The 20846-nt window shown below is 74.6% G+C and carries 23 protein-coding genes; 13 read left to right on the forward strand and 10 right to left on the reverse strand.

All coding sequences use genetic code 11. The features are described 5' to 3' along the window. Positions 1–244: 244 nt before the first annotated feature. Positions 245–514: a DUF2795 domain-containing protein gene (locus OG767_RS14865; RefSeq protein WP_107155473.1), complete on the reverse strand. Its 270-nt coding sequence runs from the start codon at positions 512–514 to the stop codon at positions 245–247. Positions 515–657: 143 nt separating this feature from the next. On the opposite strand from OG767_RS14865, the gene OG767_RS14870 reads away from it, so the two are divergent. Continuing rightward, positions 658–1065, forward strand: a complete 408-nt coding sequence (locus tag OG767_RS14870) for a DUF2267 domain-containing protein (RefSeq protein WP_405093941.1) — start codon at positions 658–660, stop codon at positions 1063–1065. A 370-nt stretch (positions 1066–1435) separates the two neighbouring features. Here the strand turns inward: OG767_RS14870 and OG767_RS14875 are convergent, their stop codons facing one another. Then, positions 1436–2593 (reverse strand): CaiB/BaiF CoA transferase family protein, encoded by a 1158-nt coding sequence (locus OG767_RS14875; protein ID WP_405093942.1) that lies wholly within the window; start codon positions 2591–2593, stop codon positions 1436–1438. 245 nt (positions 2594–2838) lie between these two features. On the opposite strand from OG767_RS14875, the gene OG767_RS14880 reads away from it, so the two are divergent. From OG767_RS14880 to OG767_RS14895, 4 genes are all read left to right on the forward strand, one after another. Next, positions 2839–3873 carry a TerC family protein gene (locus OG767_RS14880; protein ID WP_405093943.1) on the forward strand — a complete coding sequence of 345 codons (1035 nt, stop codon included), beginning with the start codon at positions 2839–2841 and terminating at the stop codon, positions 3871–3873. Between the two features lie 63 nt (positions 3874–3936). Next, positions 3937–4527 (forward strand): sulfite oxidase-like oxidoreductase, encoded by a 591-nt coding sequence (locus tag OG767_RS14885; RefSeq protein WP_405093944.1) that lies wholly within the window; start codon positions 3937–3939, stop codon positions 4525–4527. A gap of 1 nt (position 4528) precedes the next feature. After that, a complete protein-coding gene (locus tag OG767_RS14890; protein WP_405093945.1) occupies positions 4529–5287 on the forward strand; it encodes a ferredoxin reductase in 759 nt (252 codons plus the stop codon). A gap of 17 nt (positions 5288–5304) precedes the next feature. Beyond that, entirely contained in the window at positions 5305–5598 is a 294-nt protein-coding gene (locus tag OG767_RS14895; protein ID WP_107155648.1) for a DUF6510 family protein, read from the forward strand. Positions 5599–5614: 16 nt separating this feature from the next. On the opposite strand, the gene OG767_RS14900 is transcribed toward OG767_RS14895, so the two are convergent. Further along, a complete protein-coding gene (locus OG767_RS14900; RefSeq protein WP_405093946.1) occupies positions 5615–7303 on the reverse strand; it encodes a glycosyltransferase in 1689 nt (562 codons plus the stop codon). A 170-nt stretch (positions 7304–7473) separates the two neighbouring features. After that, positions 7474–8130: a C39 family peptidase gene (locus OG767_RS14905; RefSeq protein ID WP_405093947.1), complete on the reverse strand. Its 657-nt coding sequence runs from the start codon at positions 8128–8130 to the stop codon at positions 7474–7476. A gap of 273 nt (positions 8131–8403) precedes the next feature. On the opposite strand from OG767_RS14905, the gene OG767_RS14910 reads away from it, so the two are divergent. Further along, complete coding sequence (locus OG767_RS14910) at positions 8404–8931, forward strand: GNAT family N-acetyltransferase (protein WP_405093948.1); 528 nt, start codon at positions 8404–8406, stop codon at positions 8929–8931. Between the two features lie 12 nt (positions 8932–8943). Here OG767_RS14910 and OG767_RS14915 read toward each other — a convergent pair whose 3' ends face one another. Next, a complete protein-coding gene (locus OG767_RS14915; RefSeq protein ID WP_405093949.1) occupies positions 8944–10389 on the reverse strand; it encodes a M20/M25/M40 family metallo-hydrolase in 1446 nt (481 codons plus the stop codon). A 101-nt stretch (positions 10390–10490) separates the two neighbouring features. Here OG767_RS14915 and OG767_RS14920 point away from each other — a divergent pair, with 101 nt between their 5' ends. After that, positions 10491–11789 (forward strand): NAD(P)/FAD-dependent oxidoreductase, encoded by a 1299-nt coding sequence (locus tag OG767_RS14920; protein ID WP_405093950.1) that lies wholly within the window; start codon positions 10491–10493, stop codon positions 11787–11789. 11 nt (positions 11790–11800) lie between these two features. Here the strand turns inward: OG767_RS14920 and OG767_RS14925 are convergent, their stop codons facing one another. From OG767_RS14925 to OG767_RS14935, 3 genes are all read right to left on the reverse strand, one after another. Continuing rightward, positions 11801–12979 (reverse strand): AI-2E family transporter, encoded by a 1179-nt coding sequence (locus OG767_RS14925; protein WP_405093951.1) that lies wholly within the window; start codon positions 12977–12979, stop codon positions 11801–11803. Positions 12980–13084: 105 nt separating this feature from the next. Then, positions 13085–13870 carry a spermidine synthase gene (locus OG767_RS14930; RefSeq protein ID WP_405093952.1) on the reverse strand — a complete coding sequence of 262 codons (786 nt, stop codon included), beginning with the start codon at positions 13868–13870 and terminating at the stop codon, positions 13085–13087. A gap of 85 nt (positions 13871–13955) precedes the next feature. Continuing rightward, positions 13956–14927 (reverse strand): DUF2267 domain-containing protein, encoded by a 972-nt coding sequence (locus OG767_RS14935; RefSeq protein WP_405093953.1) that lies wholly within the window; start codon positions 14925–14927, stop codon positions 13956–13958. 184 nt (positions 14928–15111) lie between these two features. On the opposite strand from OG767_RS14935, the gene OG767_RS14940 reads away from it, so the two are divergent. Further along, the gene (locus OG767_RS14940; protein ID WP_405093954.1) at positions 15112–15426 is read left to right on the forward strand and encodes a hypothetical protein; all 315 of its coding nucleotides are present in this window, start codon (positions 15112–15114) and stop codon (positions 15424–15426) included. 74 nt (positions 15427–15500) lie between these two features. Here the strand turns inward: OG767_RS14940 and OG767_RS14945 are convergent, their stop codons facing one another. Next, entirely contained in the window at positions 15501–15848 is a 348-nt protein-coding gene (locus tag OG767_RS14945) for an STAS domain-containing protein (protein WP_405093955.1), read from the reverse strand. Between the two features lie 43 nt (positions 15849–15891). Further along, the gene (locus OG767_RS14950; protein WP_405093956.1) at positions 15892–16224 is read right to left on the reverse strand and encodes an STAS domain-containing protein; all 333 of its coding nucleotides are present in this window, start codon (positions 16222–16224) and stop codon (positions 15892–15894) included. Positions 16225–16480: 256 nt separating this feature from the next. Between OG767_RS14950 and OG767_RS14955 the strand changes: the two genes are divergently transcribed. The 5 genes from OG767_RS14955 to OG767_RS14975 all read left to right on the forward strand — a co-directional run bounded on the left by OG767_RS14955 (position 16481) and on the right by OG767_RS14975 (position 20834). Continuing rightward, entirely contained in the window at positions 16481–18244 is a 1764-nt protein-coding gene (locus OG767_RS14955; RefSeq protein WP_405093957.1) for a PP2C family protein-serine/threonine phosphatase, read from the forward strand. Further along, complete coding sequence (locus tag OG767_RS14960; RefSeq protein ID WP_405093958.1) at positions 18241–19293, forward strand: B12-binding domain-containing protein; 1053 nt, start codon at positions 18241–18243, stop codon at positions 19291–19293. Before OG767_RS14955 ends, OG767_RS14960 begins: the two co-directional genes overlap by 4 nt. A 78-nt stretch (positions 19294–19371) precedes the next feature. Next, positions 19372–19719, forward strand: coding sequence for an STAS domain-containing protein (locus OG767_RS14965; protein ID WP_405093959.1), 348 nt, complete (start codon positions 19372–19374; stop codon positions 19717–19719). A 70-nt stretch (positions 19720–19789) separates the two neighbouring features. Further along, positions 19790–20236, forward strand: a complete 447-nt coding sequence (locus OG767_RS14970; RefSeq protein ID WP_405093960.1) for a response regulator — start codon at positions 19790–19792, stop codon at positions 20234–20236. Positions 20237–20357: 121 nt separating this feature from the next. Then, a complete protein-coding gene (locus tag OG767_RS14975; RefSeq protein ID WP_405093961.1) occupies positions 20358–20834 on the forward strand; it encodes an ATPase in 477 nt (158 codons plus the stop codon). Positions 20835–20846 lie beyond the last annotated feature (12 nt).

Below are 20846 nucleotides of genomic sequence, written 5' to 3' on the forward strand. Positions count from 1 at the left end.
GGCTCGTCGTATGATGATCGTGGCAGTGATGCCCGCCCGGTTCGGGCGAACATCCACCGCCTGGTGATCGCGACCCGGTTCGGGCGCGCACCGTCAGGGCCAGGTGTTGCGTGGCGCCCCAGGTCGCGGTTCGTGACCCGGGGCGCCCGCCTGTCGCCGGCCCCCCGGCCCCCCGGTGAGCCGCCGCGCCGCCGCGCACGGCGTCGCGCCCGGCCGCGACGCGACCGGGCGGCGCCGGACGGGCTCAGATGCGGCGCACGTGCTGCGAGACGCGGGAATGGTCGTCCCGGGCCTGGGCGGCCCGCTGCGACCGGCTGACCTCGGGGGCCGCGTCGATCCCGGCCGACCGCGCCACCTCGGTGCCGTTGGCGTAGTCCACCGGCGGCAACGCGCGCAACGCCCGCAACACGTCGGGCGGCGCGCCCTCCCGTTCCGCCTCGCGGATGACGTCGTTCTTCCCGGCCGGGTAGTCCAGCGCGGACAGGTACTCAAGGACGTCCGAATAGCTCGCCATGGGTCGGGCTCCTCGCGCCAGTCGTCGGGGTCGTGACCGCGCGGCGGTTACCCGCAACGCGGCGGCTCACGCCCCGATCTCCCGCGGTTTCCGTCGCGCCGTGACGGGTAGCCGCCCTGCGCGCACCGAAGGGGGTACCACCGATGGACCACCACATGTTCGTGGCCCGGGTCGCTCGGCTCACCGGCACCGCCGAGGACCGGTCCGCGACGCTCACCGCCGCCACGCTGGGGACGCTGGCCGAGCGGCTGACCGGCGGCGAGGTGCTGGACCTCGCCGCGCAACTGCCGAAGCCGCTGCGGGGGGCGCTCAACCCGCAGCCGCACACCGAGGCGGCCGAACGGTTCGGGGCGGTCGAGTTCGTCGCCCGGGTCGCCCACCGGGCCGGCTGCGACGAGAACACCGCCCGGGGCGCGGCGCGGGCGGTGTTCGCCACGCTGCACGAGGCGATCAGCGGTGGCGAGTTCGCCGACGTGGTGGTGCAACTGCCCCGGGACTACCGGGACCTGGTGGAGCCGGCGCTCGCGCCCGCCACCACCCGCCGGCGCTGACGCCGTCCGGCGCCGGCGGGTGGTGGCACCGTCCGGCGCCGGCGTTGGCCGGCAATGGCCGGCGTGGCCCACGCTGGATCCGGCCCGCGCCGAAGGTGGATACCGTCCGTCACGACGGCCGGGCCGGCGCGGTCACCCGGAACCGCCTTTGCTCTGCAGCCATGGGCGCATCCCACACCTGGAGTAACCACGCCGGCTCGATCGTCCGCCGCACGGGAACCCTTCGCGACCAGCTCACGGCCCCGATGCGCTGATGGCTGCAGAGCAAAGGGGTCAGCGGCTGCACCTGCCGCCCGTGCCGCGGGGCAACGGAGAGTGACCGCGGCGACAGTTGCGAAGAGTGAGGCGTCGCGGCTCGCGCGGCGCGCGCTCAGCCGACCGCGCCGGCGGCGCGCAGCGCGGCGATCCGGGCGGCGTCCACGCCGGCGTCGGCCAGCACCTCGTCGGTGTGCTCGCCCGGTCGCGGCGGCGGGCGGCGGACCGCGGTCGGCGTGGCCGAGAAGCGTGGCGCCGGGGCCGGCTGGACGACCCCGTCCGGCGCGACGAAGACGTCCCGGGCGGCCAGATGCGGATGCCGGGGTGCCTCCGCCCAGTCGAGCACCGGCGCCACGCAGGCGTCCGTGCCGGCCAGCAGCTCCGCCCACTCGTCCCGGGTCCGGGTCCGGAACAGCCGCGCCCAGGCCGCCCGCAACGCCGGCCAGTTCGCCGGGTCGTCGCGGTCCGGCGCGTCGTCGCCGTCCAGCGGGAAACCGGTGAGCCGGACCAGTTCGGCGTAGAACTGCGGCTCCAACGCGCCCACCGCCACGTAGCGCCCGTCGGCGCACTCGTACGTGTCGTAGAACGGCGCGCCGCCGTCGAGCAGGTTCCCGCCCCGCGGGTCCTGCCACAGGCCGAGGCCGCGCAGCGCGTGGATCTGGGTGGCCAGCACCGAGACCCCGTCCACGATGGCCGCGTCGACCACCTGGCCGGGCGCGCCGCCGCGGACCGCGTACACGGCCGCGACCACGCCCAGGGCCAGCATCATGCCGCCGCCGCCGAAGTCGCCGAGCAGGTTCATCGGCGGCACCGGACGCTCGCCGGCCCGGCCCACCCCGTGCAGCGCGCCGGTCAGCGCCAGGTAGTCGATGTCGTGGCCGGCGGTCCGGGCGAGCGGCCCGTCCTGCCCCCAGCCGGTCATCCGCCCGTACACCAGGCGCGGGTTGGCGGCGAGGCACTCCTCCGGGCCGAGACCGAGCCGCTCGGCCACCCCCGGCCGGAAGCCCTCCACCAGCGCGTCCGCGCCGGCCACCAGCGACAGCAGCAGCTCCCGGCCGTCCGGGTGCTTGAGGTCCAGCGCGACCGAGCGCCGGTTGCGGTTCAGCAGGTCGCCGGGGAACGCGCCGAACCCGCCGCCGCCCACCCGGTCCACCCGGACCACGTCCGCGCCCAGGTCGGCAAGCATCATGGCGGCGAACGGCCCCGGGCCGATGCCGGCCAGCTCGATCACCCGTACGCCGGTCAGCGGTCCGGTGTTGGTCACCCGCGTCACCCTAGGGCTCCGGACCCCGGCACGCCACGGCCCCGACCGCCCGTACAGCGGTTGACCAGGGCAATCATCCGGTCCTCGACTTGGCGTCCGGCTCCGGGTGGCCTAGCCTTGGAACCGCGAGGGGAGTACTTCCCACGAACCATTCCGGTCAGTACGGCGAGCCCCGGGGGCGAGCCTCGGGTGGTTGCCCACGAAATCGTGGGTGAAGGAGACCTCGAACATGACACGGTGTTCGAGGAGGCCCCATGACCGAAGTGTCCTACCTGTCCGCCGCCGGCCTGTCGTCGGTGGGCACACCCACACTGTGGGCGGTGACGATCGCCGGCGTGCTCGCGCTGCTGGTGCTGGACTTCCTGGTCACCCGCAAACCGCACGAGGTCTCCATCCGGGAGGCGCTCGGCTGGTCGGCCTTCTACATCGCCCTGCCGCTGGCGTTCGGCGCGTGGATCTGGTCCCGCTACGGCAGCCAGCAGGGGGTCGAGTACCTCACCGGTTACCTGGTCGAGAAGTCGCTCTCGGTCGACAACCTGTTCGTCTTCATGCTGCTGCTGGCCGCGTTCGCGGTGCCCGCCGTGCTCGCCCAGCGGGTGCTGCTCTACGGCATCGCCGGCGCGCTGGTGCTGCGCGCGATCTTCATCGCGCTCGGCGCCGCCGCCCTCCAGACGCTCGACTTCGCCTTCCTGCTCTTCGCGATCATCCTGATCGCCACCGCGGTCAAGCTGCTGCGCGACGCCCTCTCCGGGCACGAGCAGGAGGTCGACATCAACAAGATGCGGTCCGTGCGGCTGCTGCGCAAGGTCATGCCGGTGGTCGAGGAGTACCACGGCACCCGGATGACCATCCGGCAGCACGGCCGGCGGGCGCTCACCCCGTTCGCGCTGGTCGTGGTCGCGGTGCTGGCCACCGACATCGTCTTCGCGGTCGACTCGGTGCCCGCCGTCTACGGCATCACCGAGGACCCGTACCTGGTCTTCGCCACCAACGCGTTCGCGCTGCTGGGCCTGCGCGCGCTCTACTTCGTGCTGCACGCGGCGCTCAGCCGGCTGGTGCACCTCAGCTACGGGCTCGCCGTCATCCTGGCCTTCATCGGGATCAAGCTCGGCCTGCACTGGGCGCACGGCATCTGGAAGGGCGTGCCGGAGATCCCGACGCTGGCCTCGCTCGGTGTGATCATCGGAGTCCTGGTGATCGTCACCATCACCAGCCTCCGCGCCACCCGGGGCAGCGGCGACGGCGACCGCGCCGTCGTGCACGAGACGCAGGGCGGGGGCCACGCCTGACGCCTTGCCCCGGGAAGCGGTGTGCGGTCGCGGCCGGGGTGGTAGGACTGACGGGTGGGAATCGTGTCGCCGGGATTTCAGGGCCGGCCCCGTTCGTCCGCGCCGGACCTGCCACCGGGGCAGTACCTCACCGAGGACTTCCCGGTGCTCTCCGCCGGCCCGACACCGCGCGTGGCGCCCGACACCTGGGAGTTCGTGCTGACCAGCGAGACCGGCGCGGAACACCGCTGGTCCTGGGACGAGCTGATGCGCCTGCCGCAGGACACGCCGACGGTGGACCTGCACTGCGTCACCCGCTGGTCCAAGCTCGGCACCACCTGGCAGGGCGTCTCGCTGGACACGCTGCTCGACGGCGTGGACACCGACGCGCGCCACGCGCTGGCGCACTCGTACGGCGGCTACACCACCAACCTGCCCCTGGACGACCTGCGCGGCGGGCGGGCCTGGGTGGTGCACACGTACGACGGGCGCCCGCTGCCGGCCGAGCACGGCGGCCCGGCCCGGCTGCTCGTGCCGCACCTCTACCTGTGGAAGTCCGCCAAGTGGGTGCACGGCATCCGGCTGCTCGTCGACGACCGGCCCGGTTTCTGGGAGACGGCCGGTTACCACGACTACGGCGACCCGTGGCGCGAGCAGCGCTACCAGGGCGACTGAGGTGACCGCGCCGACCGCCGGCGGCCGGGCGGCCCCGCTGACCTGGCGGGTGGCCCGGCTGGTCGAGCGGCGGGTCGAGACGGCGACCGCCCAGACACTGGTGCTGGACGTGCCCGGTTGGCCGGGGCACCTGCCCGGCCAACACGTCGACCTGCGGCTGACCGCCGCCGACGGCTACCAGGCGGCCCGCTCGTACTCGCTCGCCGGCCCGGCGCGGGACGGGCGGATCGAGGTGACCGTGCAGCGGGTGACCGACGGCGAAGTGTCGCCGTACCTGGTCGACACGTACGCCGAGGGCGACCCGGTGGAGGTCCGCGGCCCGGTCGGCGGCTGGTTCGTCTGGCGGACCGACGGGGCCGCGCCAGTGCTGCTGGTGGCCGGCGGTTCCGGGGTGGTGCCGTTGATGGCGATGATCCGGGCCCGCCGGGCGGCCGGCAGCCGGACGCCGTTCCGGCTCATCTACTCGGTACGGACCGCGGACGACGTGATCTACGCCGACGAGCTGCGCCGCCGGGCCCGCGACGACCAGGGCCTGGACGTCGCGTACGTCTACACCCGGCGGGCGCCCGAGGGCTGGCGGGGCGAGCCGCACCGGATCGGGCTGGCCGACGTGAACAGTCACGGCTGGCCGCCGGCGCTGGAGCCGCTCTGTTACGTCTGCGGTCCGACCGGATTCGTGGAGACCGTGGCCGACCTGCTGGTGGGGCTCGGCCATCCGACGCGGCGGGTGCGGACCGAACGGTTCGGCCCGACCGGCTGACGACCCGAGGAGGGCGCATGACGGAACTGTCCTACCTGGACGGCAACATGCTCGACGGACCGCTGCGGGAACTCCTCGCGGTCGACCTGAGCGCCACCACCGGGCGGTGCGACACCTGCGGCATGACCGGCCCGATGGCCGGCCTGCACGTCTACTCGCACGCCCCCGGCCTGGTCGGGCGGTGCCCGGCGTGCACCGGCGTGATGGTGCGCCTGGTCCGCGCGCCGGAGCGGGCCTGGCTGGACCTGCGCGGCACCACGTACCTCCAGGTCCCCATGCCGCTGGAGCAGCGCCTCCGCCCCGCCCCCTGACCGGACGCGGCCGGCCTCAGGACGCGACGGTCAGGTGGTCCAGCTTCGCCGGCGCGGGTTCGGCGTGGTGGCCCGCGCGTTCGGGGACGCTCCCCGCCGGGACCACCCCGGGCCGGGGCGGCGCGCCCGCCGGCCGTGTCGCGCCGGAGAGGCGACGTCGTACCCGACTGACGAGCTGCCCCACGGTCACCGGCACCACCGACAGGACGAGCTGCCCGTTGCGCGGATCGACGGTCGCGGCCACCCCGTACAGCCGGGCGCCGTGCCGCAGCAGCCGGGGCCGGCCGGCGGCCAGTCGGGGCGCCCGGACCGGCGCGCCGCCGCGGCCGTGCCCGCCGTCCACGTCGGCGCGGACCGGATGCCGTTGGCCGCTGGCCGCGCTGGCGGCGAGGAGCCGGTCGACCGGGAAGTCGGTGCGCACGGTCCGCCCGGTCGGGTCGGTGGCGTCCAGCCGGGTGGTCCCGGCGACCGGGCCGGCCACCAGCCGGACCGGCCCGGCCTCCGCGGCGAACCGGGGGTACGGGCTGCGCGCGGTCACCGTCACGGTGTGCCCGTCGACCCAGCTCACCTCGACGGTGTCCAGCCGGGCCAGCCAGTCGGCGCGGACGTCGGTGACGTCGGTCCACGCCGCCGGAGCACCCGGGTAGCCGGCGTGCCACCGCCCGGCCGCCACCACCGTCGCCGGTACGCCCCGGTCGGTGTCCTGCGCGATGACCGCCAGCAACTCGTCGACGCCGCCGCCGGTCACCGCGCCCAGACGCAGCCGGGCCTCGATGTCGAGCCGGTTGCGGACGCCGTCGGTGACATGCTGGTCGACCAGCCGACGGACCGTCGCGTGGACCCGTTCCTGGGTGGCCCGGTCCAGCCGGCGGAAGTCGTCGCCGACCAGGTGGGCCAGCTCCAGCCCGACGTGCCGGCTCAGCACGGCGTCCCGACGCTCGCCGGCCGGGATCAGGTCGGCGACGAACGCGAACAGCCGCTCCACGCTGACCAGCCGCTGGTCGACCCGACTGTGGTAGGTGATGTTGCGGGCGTCCAGCCGGCGTACCGCGTGGTAGTAGTCGTAGTCGGCCAGCACCGAGATCCGGCGGGCGTGGTAGCAGGCCGCCAGCGTGAACGGCTGGTCGCTGAGGACCGGCATGTCCTCGGGGAACCGCAGCCCGAGCCGGTCGACGAGGTCGCGGCGGAACAGCTTGGTGTTCGCCAGCGACCAGGGCAGCGCCGAGTCGAACAGGCTCACGTCGACCGCGTTGCCGGCGGCGAACACGTCGGCGAAGACGTGCCGGCCGTTGACGCCGACGACCTTGCCGAGCACCACGTCGGAGCCGTACCGGTCGGCGGCGGCGACCAGTCGTTCCAGCGCCTCGGGGCCGAGCCGGTCGTCCGAGCCGAGGAAGAAGACGTACCGGCCGGTGGCCAGCTCCAACCCTCGGTTGCAGGGCGCGGCCGGGCCGCCCGAGTTGGCCTGGTGGATCACCCGCAGCGTGCCGGGGTGCCGGGCGGCGAGCCGGTCCAGCAGGCGACCGCTGCCGTCGGTGGACCCGTCGTCCACCGCCACGATCTCCATCCGGTCGGGCCCGATGGTCTGCCGCAGCAGCGAGTCGAGGCAGGGCCGCAGGTAGCGGAGCGTGTTGTAGACCGGCACGACCACGCTCACGTCGGGTCGGGTGGTCGGTGGGCGGTCCGTCGCCTCCTCGACTGCCACAGCTGATCCTCCGTTGGTCGCGCGGCTGGTCCGACGCGACCGAGCGTGGTGGAGCGACCGGTCCGGGTGACGACACCGACGTGACGGCCAGATGACCGGCAGGCAGCCGTTGGATACGCCGAACGGGCCCGACCCCCGGTGCGTGGGGGTCGGGCCCGTTCGGGTGTTGCTCAGCTGGTGCTGTAGCCGCGGGTGGCGATCCAGTCGGCGAGGTTGTCGATGCTCATCCGGTAGGAGGCCATGGTCGGGTCGGCGCTGTCGGCGATGGTGACGGTCCTGCCGTCGTCGCGGTAGCCGATGACGCTGATGTAGTGGCCGCCCTCGAAGGAGTGGGTGTTGCCGTCGGTGTCGGTGGCGGTGCCGGCGATGTTGGCGACCACGGCCCGGCCGGCGTCGACGGTGCGGACGACGTCGGCGCGCAGCTTGTCGGTCTGCTTGTCGTCGGCCTTGGGCGTGCTGATCTCGACCGACTTGTAGGCGTCCTTGGCGCCGGTCTCCTTGTTCAGCACGGGGGTGATGTCGTTGATGCTGTTGGTGCCGGCCTCGGTGGTGCCCATCTCCTTGGCCATGGTCTGCACGTCGATGTCCTTGCCCTGCACGGACAGCGCGTTGCGGGCGGCGGCGGGGCCGCAGAAGTAGAAGTTGGGCTGGGCCTCGTAACGCACGTTCAGCTCCCGCTCGCCGTGACCCTTGCGGTCGGTCACCACGGCGCTGGTCGGGCCGGTGGGGGCGGCGTGGGCGGCGATGGCGGGGCCGGCGACGCCACCGGCGGTCGCGGCGATGCCGGCAGCGGTCAGCACGGTCTTGCGCAGCAGGGTGGTAGCCATGATGGTTGCCTCCCAGGGGGAAGACGCGGCGGGTACCGCGTGCGGGGGACGTCTCGGGACAGGCCCGGCCGGCGGACGAGGGTGCCTGCGCGGTGCCCGGGATGCCGGCACGGGCGGGGCCACGGGGTGGCCGGGTGGGCCCGCGGTCTGCCCGGTACAACGCCCGCCCCCCGGCCCCGATTCCGCCGCGCCGGTGACCCCCGCCACCCCATATCCCCACGAATCGGACATCGGGTATGGATGTGGGTGGCGGATGGGTGAGAGTGGTGCCTCGTGAGATACCTGCGTAGTGACGGCCGCGTCGCGATCCGCCGCCCCCGTCCCGGCGACGAGGCGGAGTTCGTGGCCGCCGCCCGGCGCAGCCGCGACCTGCACCACCCGTGGCTGACCGCACCGGACGACGCCGAACGGTACGCGGCGTACCTGCGCCGGATCCGGCGGCAGGACACCTCCGGCTTCCTGTTCTGCGACCGGGCCAGCGGTGCGATCGCCGGGTACGCGAACATCGGCGGCATCGTGCGGGGCGCGCTGCGCGGCGGCTACCTCGGCTACGCCGCATTCCGCCCGTACGCGGGCACCGGGCACGCCTCGGCCGGGGTGCGGCTGGTGATCGCGCACGCGTTCGGCGCGCTCGGGCTGCACCGGTTGGAGGCGAACATCCAGCCCGGCAACGCGCCGTCGAAGCGACTGGCCCGCCGCCTCGGGTTCCGGCTGGAGGGGTTCTCCCCGGACTACCTGTTCGTGGACGGCGCGTGGCGGGACCACGAGCGCTGGGCGATCACGGCCCCGCCGACACCCTGACCGGACGGCGTCTCAGCTTCCCGGCTTCGGGAACGCGACCGGGCTGCGGTGCCCGGCCCGGTCCACCGCGCGTACGCCGAAGAACACGTTGTCCTTGGACAGGTCAATCGTCACCTCGGTGACGTCGCCGACCGCCAGCACCTTCTGCCACTCGGCGGCCGTGGTCTCCCGCCACACCACCTCGTATCCGGCCAGGTCCGGTTCGGGGCCGCGCTGCCAGCGCAGCGTGGTGTCGTTGGTCAGGTTCGTGGTGACCACGGTGACGCCCTTCGGCGTGCCCGGGGCCTGGGCGAGCGACCACAGCGCCGCGCCGTTCACCCGGGCCACCCGGGTGATGTAGTCGAAGTCGCAGAACTCCGGCAGGTCGCCGTACTGCACACCGTCGACCACCCGGACGTCCTGGTGCTGGTGGGCGAAGTCCTCGGCGGGCTCGGTGAACCGGCCGGCCGGCCAGCCCTCGCGCAGGAACGAGATGTGGTCGCTGCCGCGCAGGTAGCGGTCCCGCCGGTAGATCACCCGGACGTCCATCCCGGTCACGCCGTGGTCCGCCACGTCGGTGACGAACCGGGCGAGCTGCCGGGACGGGGAGTCGTTCTCGCCGCCGACGGACTGCCGCACGCTCGCCTCGGCCGGCGTCTCGGCGGTCGGCACGCCCTCGGCGAACAGCCGCACGGTCCGCGGGTCACGGGTGCCGTCGTCGGCGGTGCTGCTGCCGACGATGTCGTTGCTGAACATGCCCTGCACGTCCACGCCGGCCGCCTTCAACCGGCCGGCCAGGTACGCCGAGCCGTACAGGCCCTGCTCCTCGCCGGCGACGGCGGCGAGCACGATCGTCGCCTCGGTGCGCCGGCTCGCCAGCACCCGGGCCAGCTCCAGCACCACGGCCACGCCGGACGCGTCGTCGTCGGCGCCCGGCGCGTCGCTGACCGCGTCCATCACGTCGGTGGCGCGGGAGTCGTAGTGGCCGGTGATCACGTACACCCGCTCGGGCGTGACGTCGCCGCGCAGCGTGGCCACCACGTTGGTGATGGTGGTGGCGGTCGGGATCCGGGAGGCGGGCTCCTGCACGTACGACTGGAGTTCCACGGTCATCCGGCCGGCGGAGGCGGCGGCGTACCCGGTCAGTTGGGCGTGGATCCAGTCCCGGGCGGCGCCGATGCCGCGTACCGGATCGGTCTGGCTGGAGAGCGTGTGCCGGGTGCCGAACGCGGCCAGGCGGCGGACGGTGGCCTCGATCCGGGCCCGGTCGATCTCGCGCAGCAGCGCGGTCAGCTCGCGGTCCGGCGGCTGCGGCCGGGCCGGCCGCCCCGGACCGCGCGGCGCGTCGGTCGCCGCTACCGCCGGGCTCGCGGCGAGCGGCGTCGCGACGGCGGCGGCGGTGGCCGCGGCCGAGGCGGTGAGGAAGGTACGCCGGCTCGACCTCGTGGGTCGGCCCTCGGCGGTCTCGTGGTTTCCCATCCCGGCATCCTCGCGCCGGTCACGAGGAATGTCCATATCGTTCACCGTGGATGGACTGGCCGGGACGTTTGTCGGAGGTCTGCCCGGGAACGGCAGCAGACATGACGAAACCACGTGTGGTGATCGTGGGGGCCGGGTTCGCCGGGTACCACGCGGCCAAGACGTTGCGCCGGCTGGCCCGCGACCGGGCCGAGATCGTCCTGCTGAACACGACCGACTACTTCCTCTACCTGCCGCTGCTGCCCGAGGTCGCGGCCGGCGTGGTCGAGCCGACCCGGATCTCGGTGCCGCTCGCCGGCACGCTCGACGGCGTCCGGGTGGTGGTCGGCGAGGCCGACCGGGTGGATCTCCAGAACCGCTGGGTCGGCTACCGCTCCGCCGAGGGCGAGCACGGCCAGCTCGCGTACGACCGGCTGATCCTCTCCGTGGGCAGTGTCAACAAGCTGCTGCCCATCCCCGGGGTCACCGAGTACGCGCACGGCTTCCGCGGCCTGCCCGAGGCGCTCTACCTGCACGACCACGTGGTCCGGCAGGTCGAGCTGGCCGAGCTGACCGACGACCCGGCCGAGCAGCGGGCCCGCACCACGTTCGTGGTGGTCGGCGCCGGCTACACCGGCACCGAGGTCGCCGCGCACGGCCAGTTGTTCACCGACCGGCTGGTGGCCCAGCGCCCGCACCTGAACGTCCGGCCCCGCTGGATGCTGCTCGACGTCGCCCCGCGCGTGCTGCCCGAACTGGACCGGCGGATGTCCGTCACCGCCGACCGGGTGCTGCGCCGCCGTGACGTGGACGTGCGGATGGGCACCTCGGTCGGCGAGGCCACCCCGGACGGCGTGATGCTCACCGACGGCGAGTACGTGCCCACGTGCAGCCTCATCTGGTGCGTCGGGGTACGCCCCGACCCGTTCGTGGCCGAACTGGGCCTGCGTACCGAGAAGGGCCGGTTGGTGGTGGACGAGTTCCTCAACGTCCCCGGGTACCCGGAGGTGTTCGCCTGCGGCGACGCCGCCGCCGTCCCGGACCCGACCCGCCCCGGGCAGGTGTGCGCGATGACCGCGCAGCACGCCCAGCGGCAGGGCAAGCTGGCCGCGCACAACATCGCCGCCTCGTACGGGCAGGGCACCCGCAAGTCCTACCAGCACCACGACCTGGGCTGGGTGGTGGACCTGGGCGGCAAGGACGCGGCGGCCAACCCGCTGCACGTGCCGCTGTCCGGCCTGCCGGCCAAGGCGGTCACCCGCGGCTACCACCTGTTGGCGATGCCCGGCAACCGGCCCCGCGTCGCCGCGGACTGGGCGCTCGACGCGACCCTGCCCCGGCCGGCCGTGCAGCTCGGCCTCGTACCGGCCAACGCGGTGCCGCTGGAGAGCGAGTCGCCGGAGCTGGTCCGCCGGCCCTGACACCCGCAGGCTCATCCGCCGGCCGGCGGCCGGTCCCGCGCCACGGGATCCGGCCCGCCGGCCGGCTCCTTGTTCTCCCCCGGCGCACCGTCGCCCTGGGCCATGCCCTCGGCGGCGCCCGTGCCGTCGGCTGCGTCCGTGCCGTCGGCCGGGGCGCCCAGTGCCAGCCGCCCGGCCGGGACGAACTCGCGCAGCAGCACCTGCACGACGCCGGCCGCCGGGATCGCCAGCAGCGCGCCGACCAGACCGGCCAGCTCGGCCGCCAGCAGCACGCTGACCAGCACCGTCAACGGGTTCAGCCGGACCGCGCGGGCCATGATCACCGGTTGCAGCAGATGGTTCTCCACCTGCTGGTAGACCACGAAGAAGACCAGCACCACGACGCCGGCGGTGGGGGATTTCGCGAAGCCCGCGCCGGCCGCGACGATCGCGCCCAACGTGGCGCCGACCAGCGGGATCAGGTCGAACACGGCGACCACCAGCGCGATCACCGCGGCGAACGGCACCCCGAGCAGGAGCAGCACCACGAAGGTCAGGCCGCCGCAGATCAGGCTGATCACCAGGTTCCCGCTCAGGTAGCCGGTGACGATCCGGGAGGAGTCCCGCCCGATGCGCCGCAGCCGCTCGGCCGGGCCGTCCCCGACCAGCCGCAGCGTCGTCGCCACGATCCGGGGCGCCTCCAGCACCATCAGGTACGCCAGCACCACCACCGTGACCAACGCGGCGACGGCCTGCGCCACGCCCCGGACCAGCCCGACGGTCGGCTCGCCGAGCCGCGAGCCGTAGCGGCGCAACTGTCCGGGTTCGGCGTACCGGAGCAGGTGCAGGCGGTCCAGCAGCCGGCCGACCGGTCCCCGCCCGGCCTGGGCGTCGTGCACCAGCTCCGGCACCCGGTCGGCGAGCCGGCCCAGCTCGTCGACCAACGGCAGGACGATCACCGTGCCCAATGCCGCGAGCAGCACGAACGTGGCCAGGAAGACCAGCAGGGTGGCCAGCGCCCGCCGGTGCACCCGACGCTCCAGCCGGTCGACGAGCGGCTTGAGCGCGACCGCGAGGAACGCCGCGACCAGGCCCCAGACGAGCACCCGACGGGTCGCCCAGACCAGCGCCAACCCGACCACGGTGGCCAGCACCAGACCGATCACGATCACCGTCCGGCGGGCGGTGGACCGGTCGTCGGCGACGCTCATCCGGCGCGGCTACCCGCCCTGCCGGTGGAGAAACCCGGGGCTCACCCCGGGTTGGCGTCGGTCAGCCGGCGCGGCTCCGCCCTGCCGGTGGAGAGGCCCGAGGGCTCACCCCAGGTCGGCGTCGGTGACCGGCCAGGCGTCCGCGGCGAACGTGTCGAGTGCCGCCGCGTGCAGCACGGTGCCGGGCACCGGGTCACCGGCGACCCGCGCGGCGAGCCGGCGTACCGGCAGTCGCCCCGGCCGGAGCACGCCGGCGAGCACCACGTTGCCGTAGCGCCGGCCGCGCAGCATCCGCCGGTCGGTGAGCAGGCACACCTCGGCGAAGACGGCGCGCAGCGTGGCCACCTGCGCCCTGGTGTGCGCCAGCGGCGGCAGGTCGGTCAGGTTCACCAGGTAGACGCCGTCCGGGCGGAGCACCCGGGCCACCTCGGCGGCGAACTCGAGGGCCGCCACGTGCGCGGGCATCCGGGCCGCCCGGTAGACATCGCCCACCACCACGTCGTACGCGGCGTCCGGCGCCCCGGTCACCGCGTCGCGGGCGTCGCCCAGCGTGACCACCACCTCGGGCGGCAGCGGCGGCAGCTTCCGGCGGACCAGCTCGACCACTCCGGGATCGCGTTCGACCACCCGCTGCGCCGAACCGGGCCGGGTGGCGGCCAGCCAGCGGGGCAGCGTGAGCGCGCCGCCGCCCAGGTGCAGGGCGGTCACCGGCTGCCCGGGCGGGGCGCTCAGGTCGATCACCGTGGCGATCCGCCGCACGTACTCGAAGTGCAGGTGACGGGCGTCGGCGACGTCCACGTAGGACTGTTCGACCCCGTCGGCGAGCAGCGTACGCCCGGTGGGGCGGGCCGGGTCGACGACGATCTCCAACACCTCGGTGTCGCTCTCCACCTTCGGCACGCTACCGGCGCGCGTGCGGTGTCGAGCGGGGCCCCCGCCTCTACCGGAGGCGTTGAGCGGGGGCCCCTCCTTCGGGTCAGCCGGCGGCCATGCCGGCGCCGGCCTCGTTGATGGCGTCGTCGACGCGGTGGGCCAGGGCCACGTCCGCCGTGGTGACGCCGTCGGTCTGCTGGGTCCGGACGGTGAGCACCGCGTTGTCCGGGTCCGGCCGGCCGATCTGCGGACCGCGCCCGCCCTCGGCCCGGAGCCGGTCCAGCCGGTCCAGCACCCGGTCCAGGTTGCCGCCGGGCAACTCGATGGTGCGCACCAGCGAGCGCCGGTCACTGGACCAGTACGGCAGCGTGGCGAGCGCGTCGCGCAGCTCCGACTCGGTCAGCGGCGCGGTGGCGGAGCTGGCGCCCACCAGACCGCCGCCGTAGTCGGCCGGTCCGAGCAGGTCCCGCAACCCCTCGGGTACGCGCAACGACCCGACCAGTTCGGCGTCCGCGTCCGCGAGCGCGGCCAGGGTCGCCTCCGCCTGGTAGCGCGCCTGTTCCGGGGTGAGCCGGCTGCGCCGCCCGACCTCGGCCAGGAAGCCCGGCAGGTCCTGCCGCCGTTCGACGCCGTCCACCGGGACCACGTCGTGCAGCTTCACCGGCACGGCCGCGAGCAGCCGTTCCCGCTCCGCCTCGTCGAGCGCCCAGGCCAGGGCCAGCACGGTGGCCTCCGCCGCGACCTTCGCCTCGGCGAAGTCGACGCCGGCGCGCCGGCTCACGTCGTCGACGAGGTCCCGGTAGCCCCGTGGGACACCCCGGCCGGACGGCGGGTCCGGCAGCGGTCGCGGTCGCTCCGCCACCCCGACCGCGGGCGGCGCCGGCCCACCCCGCGTGCTGTCCGGCTTGTGTCGACCGGCCGGCGGCGGGCCGGACCGCTCGTGCTGGTCCAGCGAGGTGACCTGCTTGGACGCGCTCAGGCTGGCGCCGGTCTGGCTGGGTCGCCGTCCCTGCTCCCGGGCCTGGCGGGCGAGGGCCCGGCGGCGCTGGTTGTCGCCCTCCATCTGCTTGCGCATCGTCGCACCTCGTTCCTGGTCGGTTGCGCTTGCGCCGGTCGCCTTCCCGGTGCCGCCGGGAAGCTAACGACGTCCGGCGGGGCGACCGGCTTCATTCGCTGCGGGTGAGGGGCGGTCACCCGATGGCGTCGCACGATCGGGGCGGACCGGACAACTTCCGACGCACGCGGAAGGGCAGGTCGTCATGAAACGGATCGTGGAGATCGTCCCCGCTCGTCCCGGTTGGTACGCCCGCTGGCGCGTCGGCCCGGAGGTCACCCGCTGCTATCCGGTGACCCTCTGGGCGCTTCTGGAGGGCGCGGACGGCGGTGGACGCGAGGTGGTCGGCGTCGACTGCGTCGGGCAGTGGCCCGGCGCGGACGACGACGGGGCCGGAGATTTCGTCCGTTACCTGTTCCAGACGCCTGATTCCGGTGTGCCGGAGGACGCCGACTCGTCGGCGGTGGGGGAGCCGCGTGACGGCGCTCCCCGCCGGCCGGCCGTGGCGCCCGTCGTCTGAGCTTTCCTCCAGGCCCCCGGCCCCTGGTCCCAGGGTCGGGGGCCGCCCCCTGCCCGGGGCGCGACGCGGGTCGGTCAGCCCACCTCGCGGGCGCCGCCGGCCGCCGTGTGCGGCGGGGCGGTGAGCAGCTCGGCCAGGCCGGTGCGGTCCAGCAGCTGTCGGATCTGCGCGTTCACGCCGCGCAGGTGGATCGCGCCGGTGCCGGCACGGTGGATCAGCACCAGCGCGCTCAGGCCGGAGGAGTCGCAGAGCGTCACGTCGGTGAAGTCGAGCCACAGCTCCTGGTGGCCGTCGCGGCGCAGCCCGGCGGCGGCCTCGACGAGTTCCGGCGCGGTGTCGAAGTCCAGCTCGCCGGCCAGCCGGAGCCGGGCGGAGCCGGCGTCGAGCCGGTCCACCTCGATGATCAACAGCGGGGAGAGCACAGGACCATGTTCCCAGCCGCCGGTGGTCGGGAAACCTCCGGGGTCAGGCGGACGCGGTGGAACCGGATGCCCGGCCGTCGGCCGGCCGGCGGGCCAGCAGACCTGTCACGCCGGTCATGTCGAGGATGGTCGCCAGGAAGCGCGGGACCGCCCGGAGCTCGATGCCGGTGCCGGCCTGCTGCCCCTCGCGCCAGGCGTGCACGATCACCGACAGGCCGGTGCTGTCCAGGAAGACCAGGTCACCGAAGTCCAGCACCAGCCGGGAGGGACCCGCGGCGAGCAGGCGGTCGATCTCGGCGCGCAGCGGCGTCGCGGTGGCGTAGGCCAGGTCACCGCCGACGCGGACGATCGGGACGTCCGGGTCGGAACGGTCCACGGAGATGCTCAGCGGCGTCGCTTCGGGCTTTCTCCGTTGAGGAACCACCATCACGCCTTTCCGCAGGCTGCCGGTCTGGCAGGGACGTCCGGATCGTAACAACCCCACCGCCGGGGCGCTCGGCGTGTGTTCGCGGGCGAGGGCCGTCGTCGGGTGGCGCCGCGGGCATACCGGCGTAGGGTGGGGAGGCGAGATATGACCACACGCGCCACTTCCGGCGCTCCGCCGATGTCGACGAGGAGAGTGGGCTCAGCTGGTGACTGCTGCCGACGTCAGGGGTTCCGACCCGGGCGACGGACGGATCTCCACGCCGAGTGCCGACCGGGCTCGGGTGTGGTCCGCCGACGCTCTCACGACGTCTGCGCTCCCACCGCTGGCCCCTGACCACGACGCGCCGGTCGTCCCCGACTGGTCCGAGGTCGTGGAGCACTTCCGTGAGGGTCTCATCGTCTGCGACGCCGACGGCGTGGTGCGGCACGTGAGCCCGGTCGCGGAGCGGCTGGTGCCCGAGGTCGTGCCGGGCGAGGTGCTCGCCGCCGCCGGCGTCGCGGCGCTGGGCGGCGACGGTCGGGTCGAGTTCACCCACCACGACCGGCGGCTGCGGCTGCGCCCGGTCGCGCTCTCCCACGCCCGACGTTGCTGGTACGTGGAGGACGTCACCGAGAGCGTCAGCCGGGCCGACGCCCTGCTCGCCGAGCGGGCCCGCTCGTTGTTCCTCGCCGTGGTCGGCGAGAAGCTCGGCAACCCCCTGCACCCCGACCGGGCCGCCGCCGCGGTGGCGCGGCTGGCGGTGCCCACGGTGGCCGACGTGGCGGTGCTGGTGCTGGCCCCGCGTTCCGGCCGGGCCCGCTGGTGGCGGGCGGTACGCGCCGAGGACGAGGTGCCCGCCGTGGACAGCGGTGTGCTGCCCGCCGCCGCGCTGCCCGCGGCCATCGAGGCCGGTCTCGCCGGGACCGAGCCGCACGCGCTGGACTGGCTCGTCGAGCAGGCCGCCGAGGCGGGCTGGCTGCCCGGCCTGGACGTGACCGGCGCGACCGCCCGGGTGGTGCCGCTGCCGGGCCGGGACGAGCCGGTCGGCGTGCTGCTGGTGGCGCGCCGGGCCGGCCGCTGGTACGACGAGGCCGACATCGACCTGGTGCGCGCGTTCGCGGCCCGGGCCGGCGCGGCGCTGACCACCGCCATGCTCTACCGCGACCAGGCCGAGGTCGCCGACACGTTGCAGGCCAGTCTGGTGCCGGTCGAGCCGGCGGAGGCATCGGGCGTGCAGTGGGGCACGGCGTACCGGCCGGCGCAGGCCGGTCTGCGCATCGGCGGCGACTTCTACGGCTCGCACCGGCTGCCAGACGGTGGCTCGGTCTTCTTCCTCGGCGACGTGTCGGGCAAGGGCGTGGAGGCGGCCGTCTTCACCGGCCAGCTCCGTCAGTGCCTGCACGCGTTGCACCGGGTGGAGACGCAGCCGGGGCGGTTGCTGAAGCTGCTCAACGACGCGTTGCTGGAAACCACCCAGGCCCACGGGCAGGGCCGGTTCGCCACCATGGTGCTCGGGGTGGCCCGGCCGCACCGCGACGGCGGGCTGACGCTGACGCTGGCCGGGGGCGGTCACCTGCCGCCGCTGGTGTTGCGCGCCTCCGGCGAGGTCGAGGTGGTGCCGTTGAGCGGCATGCTGATCGGCGTGGTGCCGGACCCGCGGATCGGCGAGGCCACCGTGCACCTGGCGCCGGGCGAGACCTGCCTGCTCTACAGCGACGGCGTGACCGAGGCGCGGGGCGGGTGGCGCGGCGACGAGCAGTTCGGCGCGGACCGGCTGCTCACCGCCGTGACCGGCTGTCACCGGATGCCCGCCCCGGCGCTGGCCGAGCGGGTCGAGCAGGTGACCTGCGACTGGCTCGCCCACGGCGACCACGACGACATCGCGGTGCTGGCGTTACGGGCGACCGGTGCGGCCGGCCGCGCGTCCCGCCACCTGCACGCGGTGCCCGGCCCGACGAGCGCCGAACCGACGAGGGAGCTGCCCGAGTGACCGCGACGACCACCGCAGCCGACCCGGCGCACGCGTTCGCCGGCTATCTGGAGTGCCTGGCCGAGGCCGACGAACAGGGTGCGGTGGGGGTCGCCCGGGGGCTGCTGGAGGCGGGCGTGCCGGCCGAGCGGGTGCTGCTCGACCTGGTCGCCCCGGCGCAGGCCGAGGTGGGCGAGCGGTGGGCGCGCAACGAGTGGAGCGTGGCGCAGGAGCACGCCGCCACCCACATCAGCGAGCGGGTGGTGGCGGCGGTCGCCGCGTACGCCGATCCGCGCGTGACCCGCGGCCGGATCGTGATGGCCTGCATGGACGGTGAGTGGCACGCGTTGCCGGCCCGGCTGGTCGCCGAGGTGCTGCGGCTGCGCGGCTGGCAGGTGGTCTTTCTCGGGGCCAGCGTGCCGGCCGCGCACCTGGTGTCCTACCTGCACCGGTACGACGCCGACGCGGTGGCCCTGGCCTGCGCGCTGCCGATGCGACTGCCGCACGCGCACCGGATGATCGAGGCGTGCCGCCGGTCCGACGTGCCGGTGGTGGTGGGCGGGCGCGGGTTCGGCGTGGACGGCCGCTGGGCGCGGGTGCTCGGCGTGGCGTGGGCGCCGGACGCGCCGGCCGCGGCCGACCTGGTCGCCGACGACCGGGCGCTGCGCGCGACGCCGCCCGCGCGGCTGGACCACCTCGCCGACGACGAGTACGCCAGCCTGGTCAAGCGGCGGGGCGAGCTGATCGACAGCGCGCTCGCCGACCTGCGCGCGCGGGTGCCGGCGGTGGTCGACTACACGCCGGCGCAGCTCGACTCGACCGTGGGCGACCTGGGCTACATCGTCGACTTCCTGGCCGCCGCGCTCTACGTGGACGACGGGACGCTGTTCGCCGAGTTCGTCGAGTGGTTGGTGGAGATCCTGGTCAGCCGCGGTGTGCCGGCGAACGCGGTCGGCCTCACGCTCGACCACTATGGACAGCAACTGCGGGACTTCCCCCGCGCGGCCGGTTTCCTGGAGCGGGGGCGGGCCGTGGTGGGCGGCCGGGTGGCGGCGACGGCGGGCCGCTGATCCGGATCGGGCCGAATGCCCCCTATACTTGCTGCACTGCAAGGGTTGGCCTGCGGTGGGAGCGAGAGAGGGGCCACGGTGACGTTCACCGTCACGTCCGCCCGTTGGGACCAGGGCGTCACCTGCCTCCGGCTCGCCGGTGAACTGGACCTGAGCACGGCCGGGGAGCTGACCGCCGAGATCGACCGGCTGGTCGCCGACGGCCGCCGCGAGTTGCTGCTCGACCTCACCGAGCTGACGTTCTGCGACTCGACGGGCATCGCCGCCTTCGTCCGTGGGGACAATCTCGTCGCCGCCGACGGTGGCTGGCTGCGGCTCACCGGGGCGACCGGCCGGGTGGCCCGGGTGCTTCAGGTGACCGGGCTGGCCGAGGTGCTGCGCCACGACCGCGACACGGCCGACCCGACGCGGTCGGCCGGCTCCTGATCGGATAGATTTCCCCGCCAGCGTCCGGCCGCGCGGCCGGTGCCCTCCCCGAGACGAAGCAGGTAGCCCCATGGGTCAGCCCAGTCCGAGCCCGGTCCGCATCCTGGTGGTGGACGACGACCCGGGCGACGTCCTGATGATCGAGGAGGCCCTCGAGGAGTCGGACGTCGAGAAGGTCATCGACGTGGTCGCCGACGGCGAGGAGGCGATGGAGTTCCTCCGTCGCGAGGGCCGGCACACCGGGGCGCAGCGACCGGACGTCATCCTGCTCGACCTCAACATGCCCCGGATGGACGGGCGGCAGGTGCTCGGCGAGGTCAAGCGGGACGAGAACCTCCGGAGCATCCCGATCGTGGTGCTGACCACCTCGAACGCCGACACGGACGTGGTGAGCAGCTACACCCTCCAGGCCAACGCGTACGTGACCAAGCCGATCGACCTGGACGACTTCAACGACGTGGTGCGCCGCATCGACGAGTTCTTCGGCCGGGTGGTCGTGCTCCCCAAGCGCTCCTGACGACCCGCGCGTCCCGGTGTCCGGATGCTGAACATTTCCGGTGAACGGCCGCCGGCGGTCCGGCCCGCCCCGCAGGATCGTCAGGTGGGGGACGCACGCCGGCTGCCTGGGGGGCGACAGCATGAGGTTCTCGGTGGTGGAGGCCGGTTACGACCGGCGTCAGGTGGATGCCTGCCTGGACGAGCTGGATCTCCGGCTGCGCCGGCTGGCGGCGCGTGCGGAGGGCGTCGCGGGGGCGGGTCGGGAGTGGGACCGGATCCGGCTGGACGCCGGGCACCTCTGCGACTATCTGCGCCGCCGCGCCGCGCCGGCCGACCGGCCTGTTCCGGCCGGCCCGTCGGACGCCGACGTCCCGGCCGGACCGTCGGCCGCTGAGCGGGAGGCCGCCGACCTGTTGGCCCGGGCGCGCGCCGAGCTGGACGCCGCCCGCGAGGAGGCCCGCCTGGTGCGGGAGGAGGCGTACGCGGAGGCGCTACGGGCACGCCGCGAGTTCGAGGCCGCGCTGCTGGCCCGCCGCCACCGCGAGGCCCGGGTCGACGAGATCCTCTCCGGCGCCCGCGTGCCCGCCGACACCCCCACCGCCGCCGCCGGCCGGTGAGACGACGCTCCG

The organism is Micromonospora sp. NBC_01392, assembly GCF_045040125.1.
Taxonomy (GTDB): Bacteria; Actinomycetota; Actinomycetes; order Mycobacteriales; family Micromonosporaceae; genus Micromonospora.

What these genes read in the sequence shown, in the direction of transcription:
- OG767_RS14925 (WP_405093951.1), bottom strand. Translation starts at nt 12,979, where the DNA reads ATGAGCGTCGCCGACGACCGGTCCACCGCCCGCCGGACGGTGATCGTG.
- OG767_RS14880 (WP_405093943.1), top strand. Translation starts at nt 2,839, where the DNA reads ATGACCGAAGTGTCCTACCTGTCCGCCGCCGGCCTGTCGTCGGTGGGC.
- OG767_RS14920 (WP_405093950.1), top strand. Translation starts at nt 10,491, where the DNA reads ATGACGAAACCACGTGTGGTGATCGTGGGGGCCGGGTTCGCCGGGTAC.
- OG767_RS14970 (WP_405093960.1), top strand. Translation starts at nt 19,790, where the DNA reads ATGGGTCAGCCCAGTCCGAGCCCGGTCCGCATCCTGGTGGTGGACGAC.
- OG767_RS14865 (WP_107155473.1), bottom strand. Translation starts at nt 514, where the DNA reads ATGGCGAGCTATTCGGACGTCCTTGAGTACCTGTCCGCGCTGGACTAC.
- OG767_RS14915 (WP_405093949.1), bottom strand. Translation starts at nt 10,389, where the DNA reads ATGGGAAACCACGAGACCGCCGAGGGCCGACCCACGAGGTCGAGCCGG.
- OG767_RS14905 (WP_405093947.1), bottom strand. Translation starts at nt 8,130, where the DNA reads ATGGCTACCACCCTGCTGCGCAAGACCGTGCTGACCGCTGCCGGCATC.
- OG767_RS14935 (WP_405093953.1), bottom strand. Translation starts at nt 14,927, where the DNA reads ATGCGCAAGCAGATGGAGGGCGACAACCAGCGCCGCCGGGCCCTCGCC.
- OG767_RS14940 (WP_405093954.1), top strand. Translation starts at nt 15,112, where the DNA reads ATGAAACGGATCGTGGAGATCGTCCCCGCTCGTCCCGGTTGGTACGCC.
- OG767_RS14870 (WP_405093941.1), top strand. Translation starts at nt 658, where the DNA reads ATGGACCACCACATGTTCGTGGCCCGGGTCGCTCGGCTCACCGGCACC.
- OG767_RS14975 (WP_405093961.1), top strand. Translation starts at nt 20,358, where the DNA reads ATGAGGTTCTCGGTGGTGGAGGCCGGTTACGACCGGCGTCAGGTGGAT.
- OG767_RS14895 (WP_107155648.1), top strand. Translation starts at nt 5,305, where the DNA reads ATGACGGAACTGTCCTACCTGGACGGCAACATGCTCGACGGACCGCTG.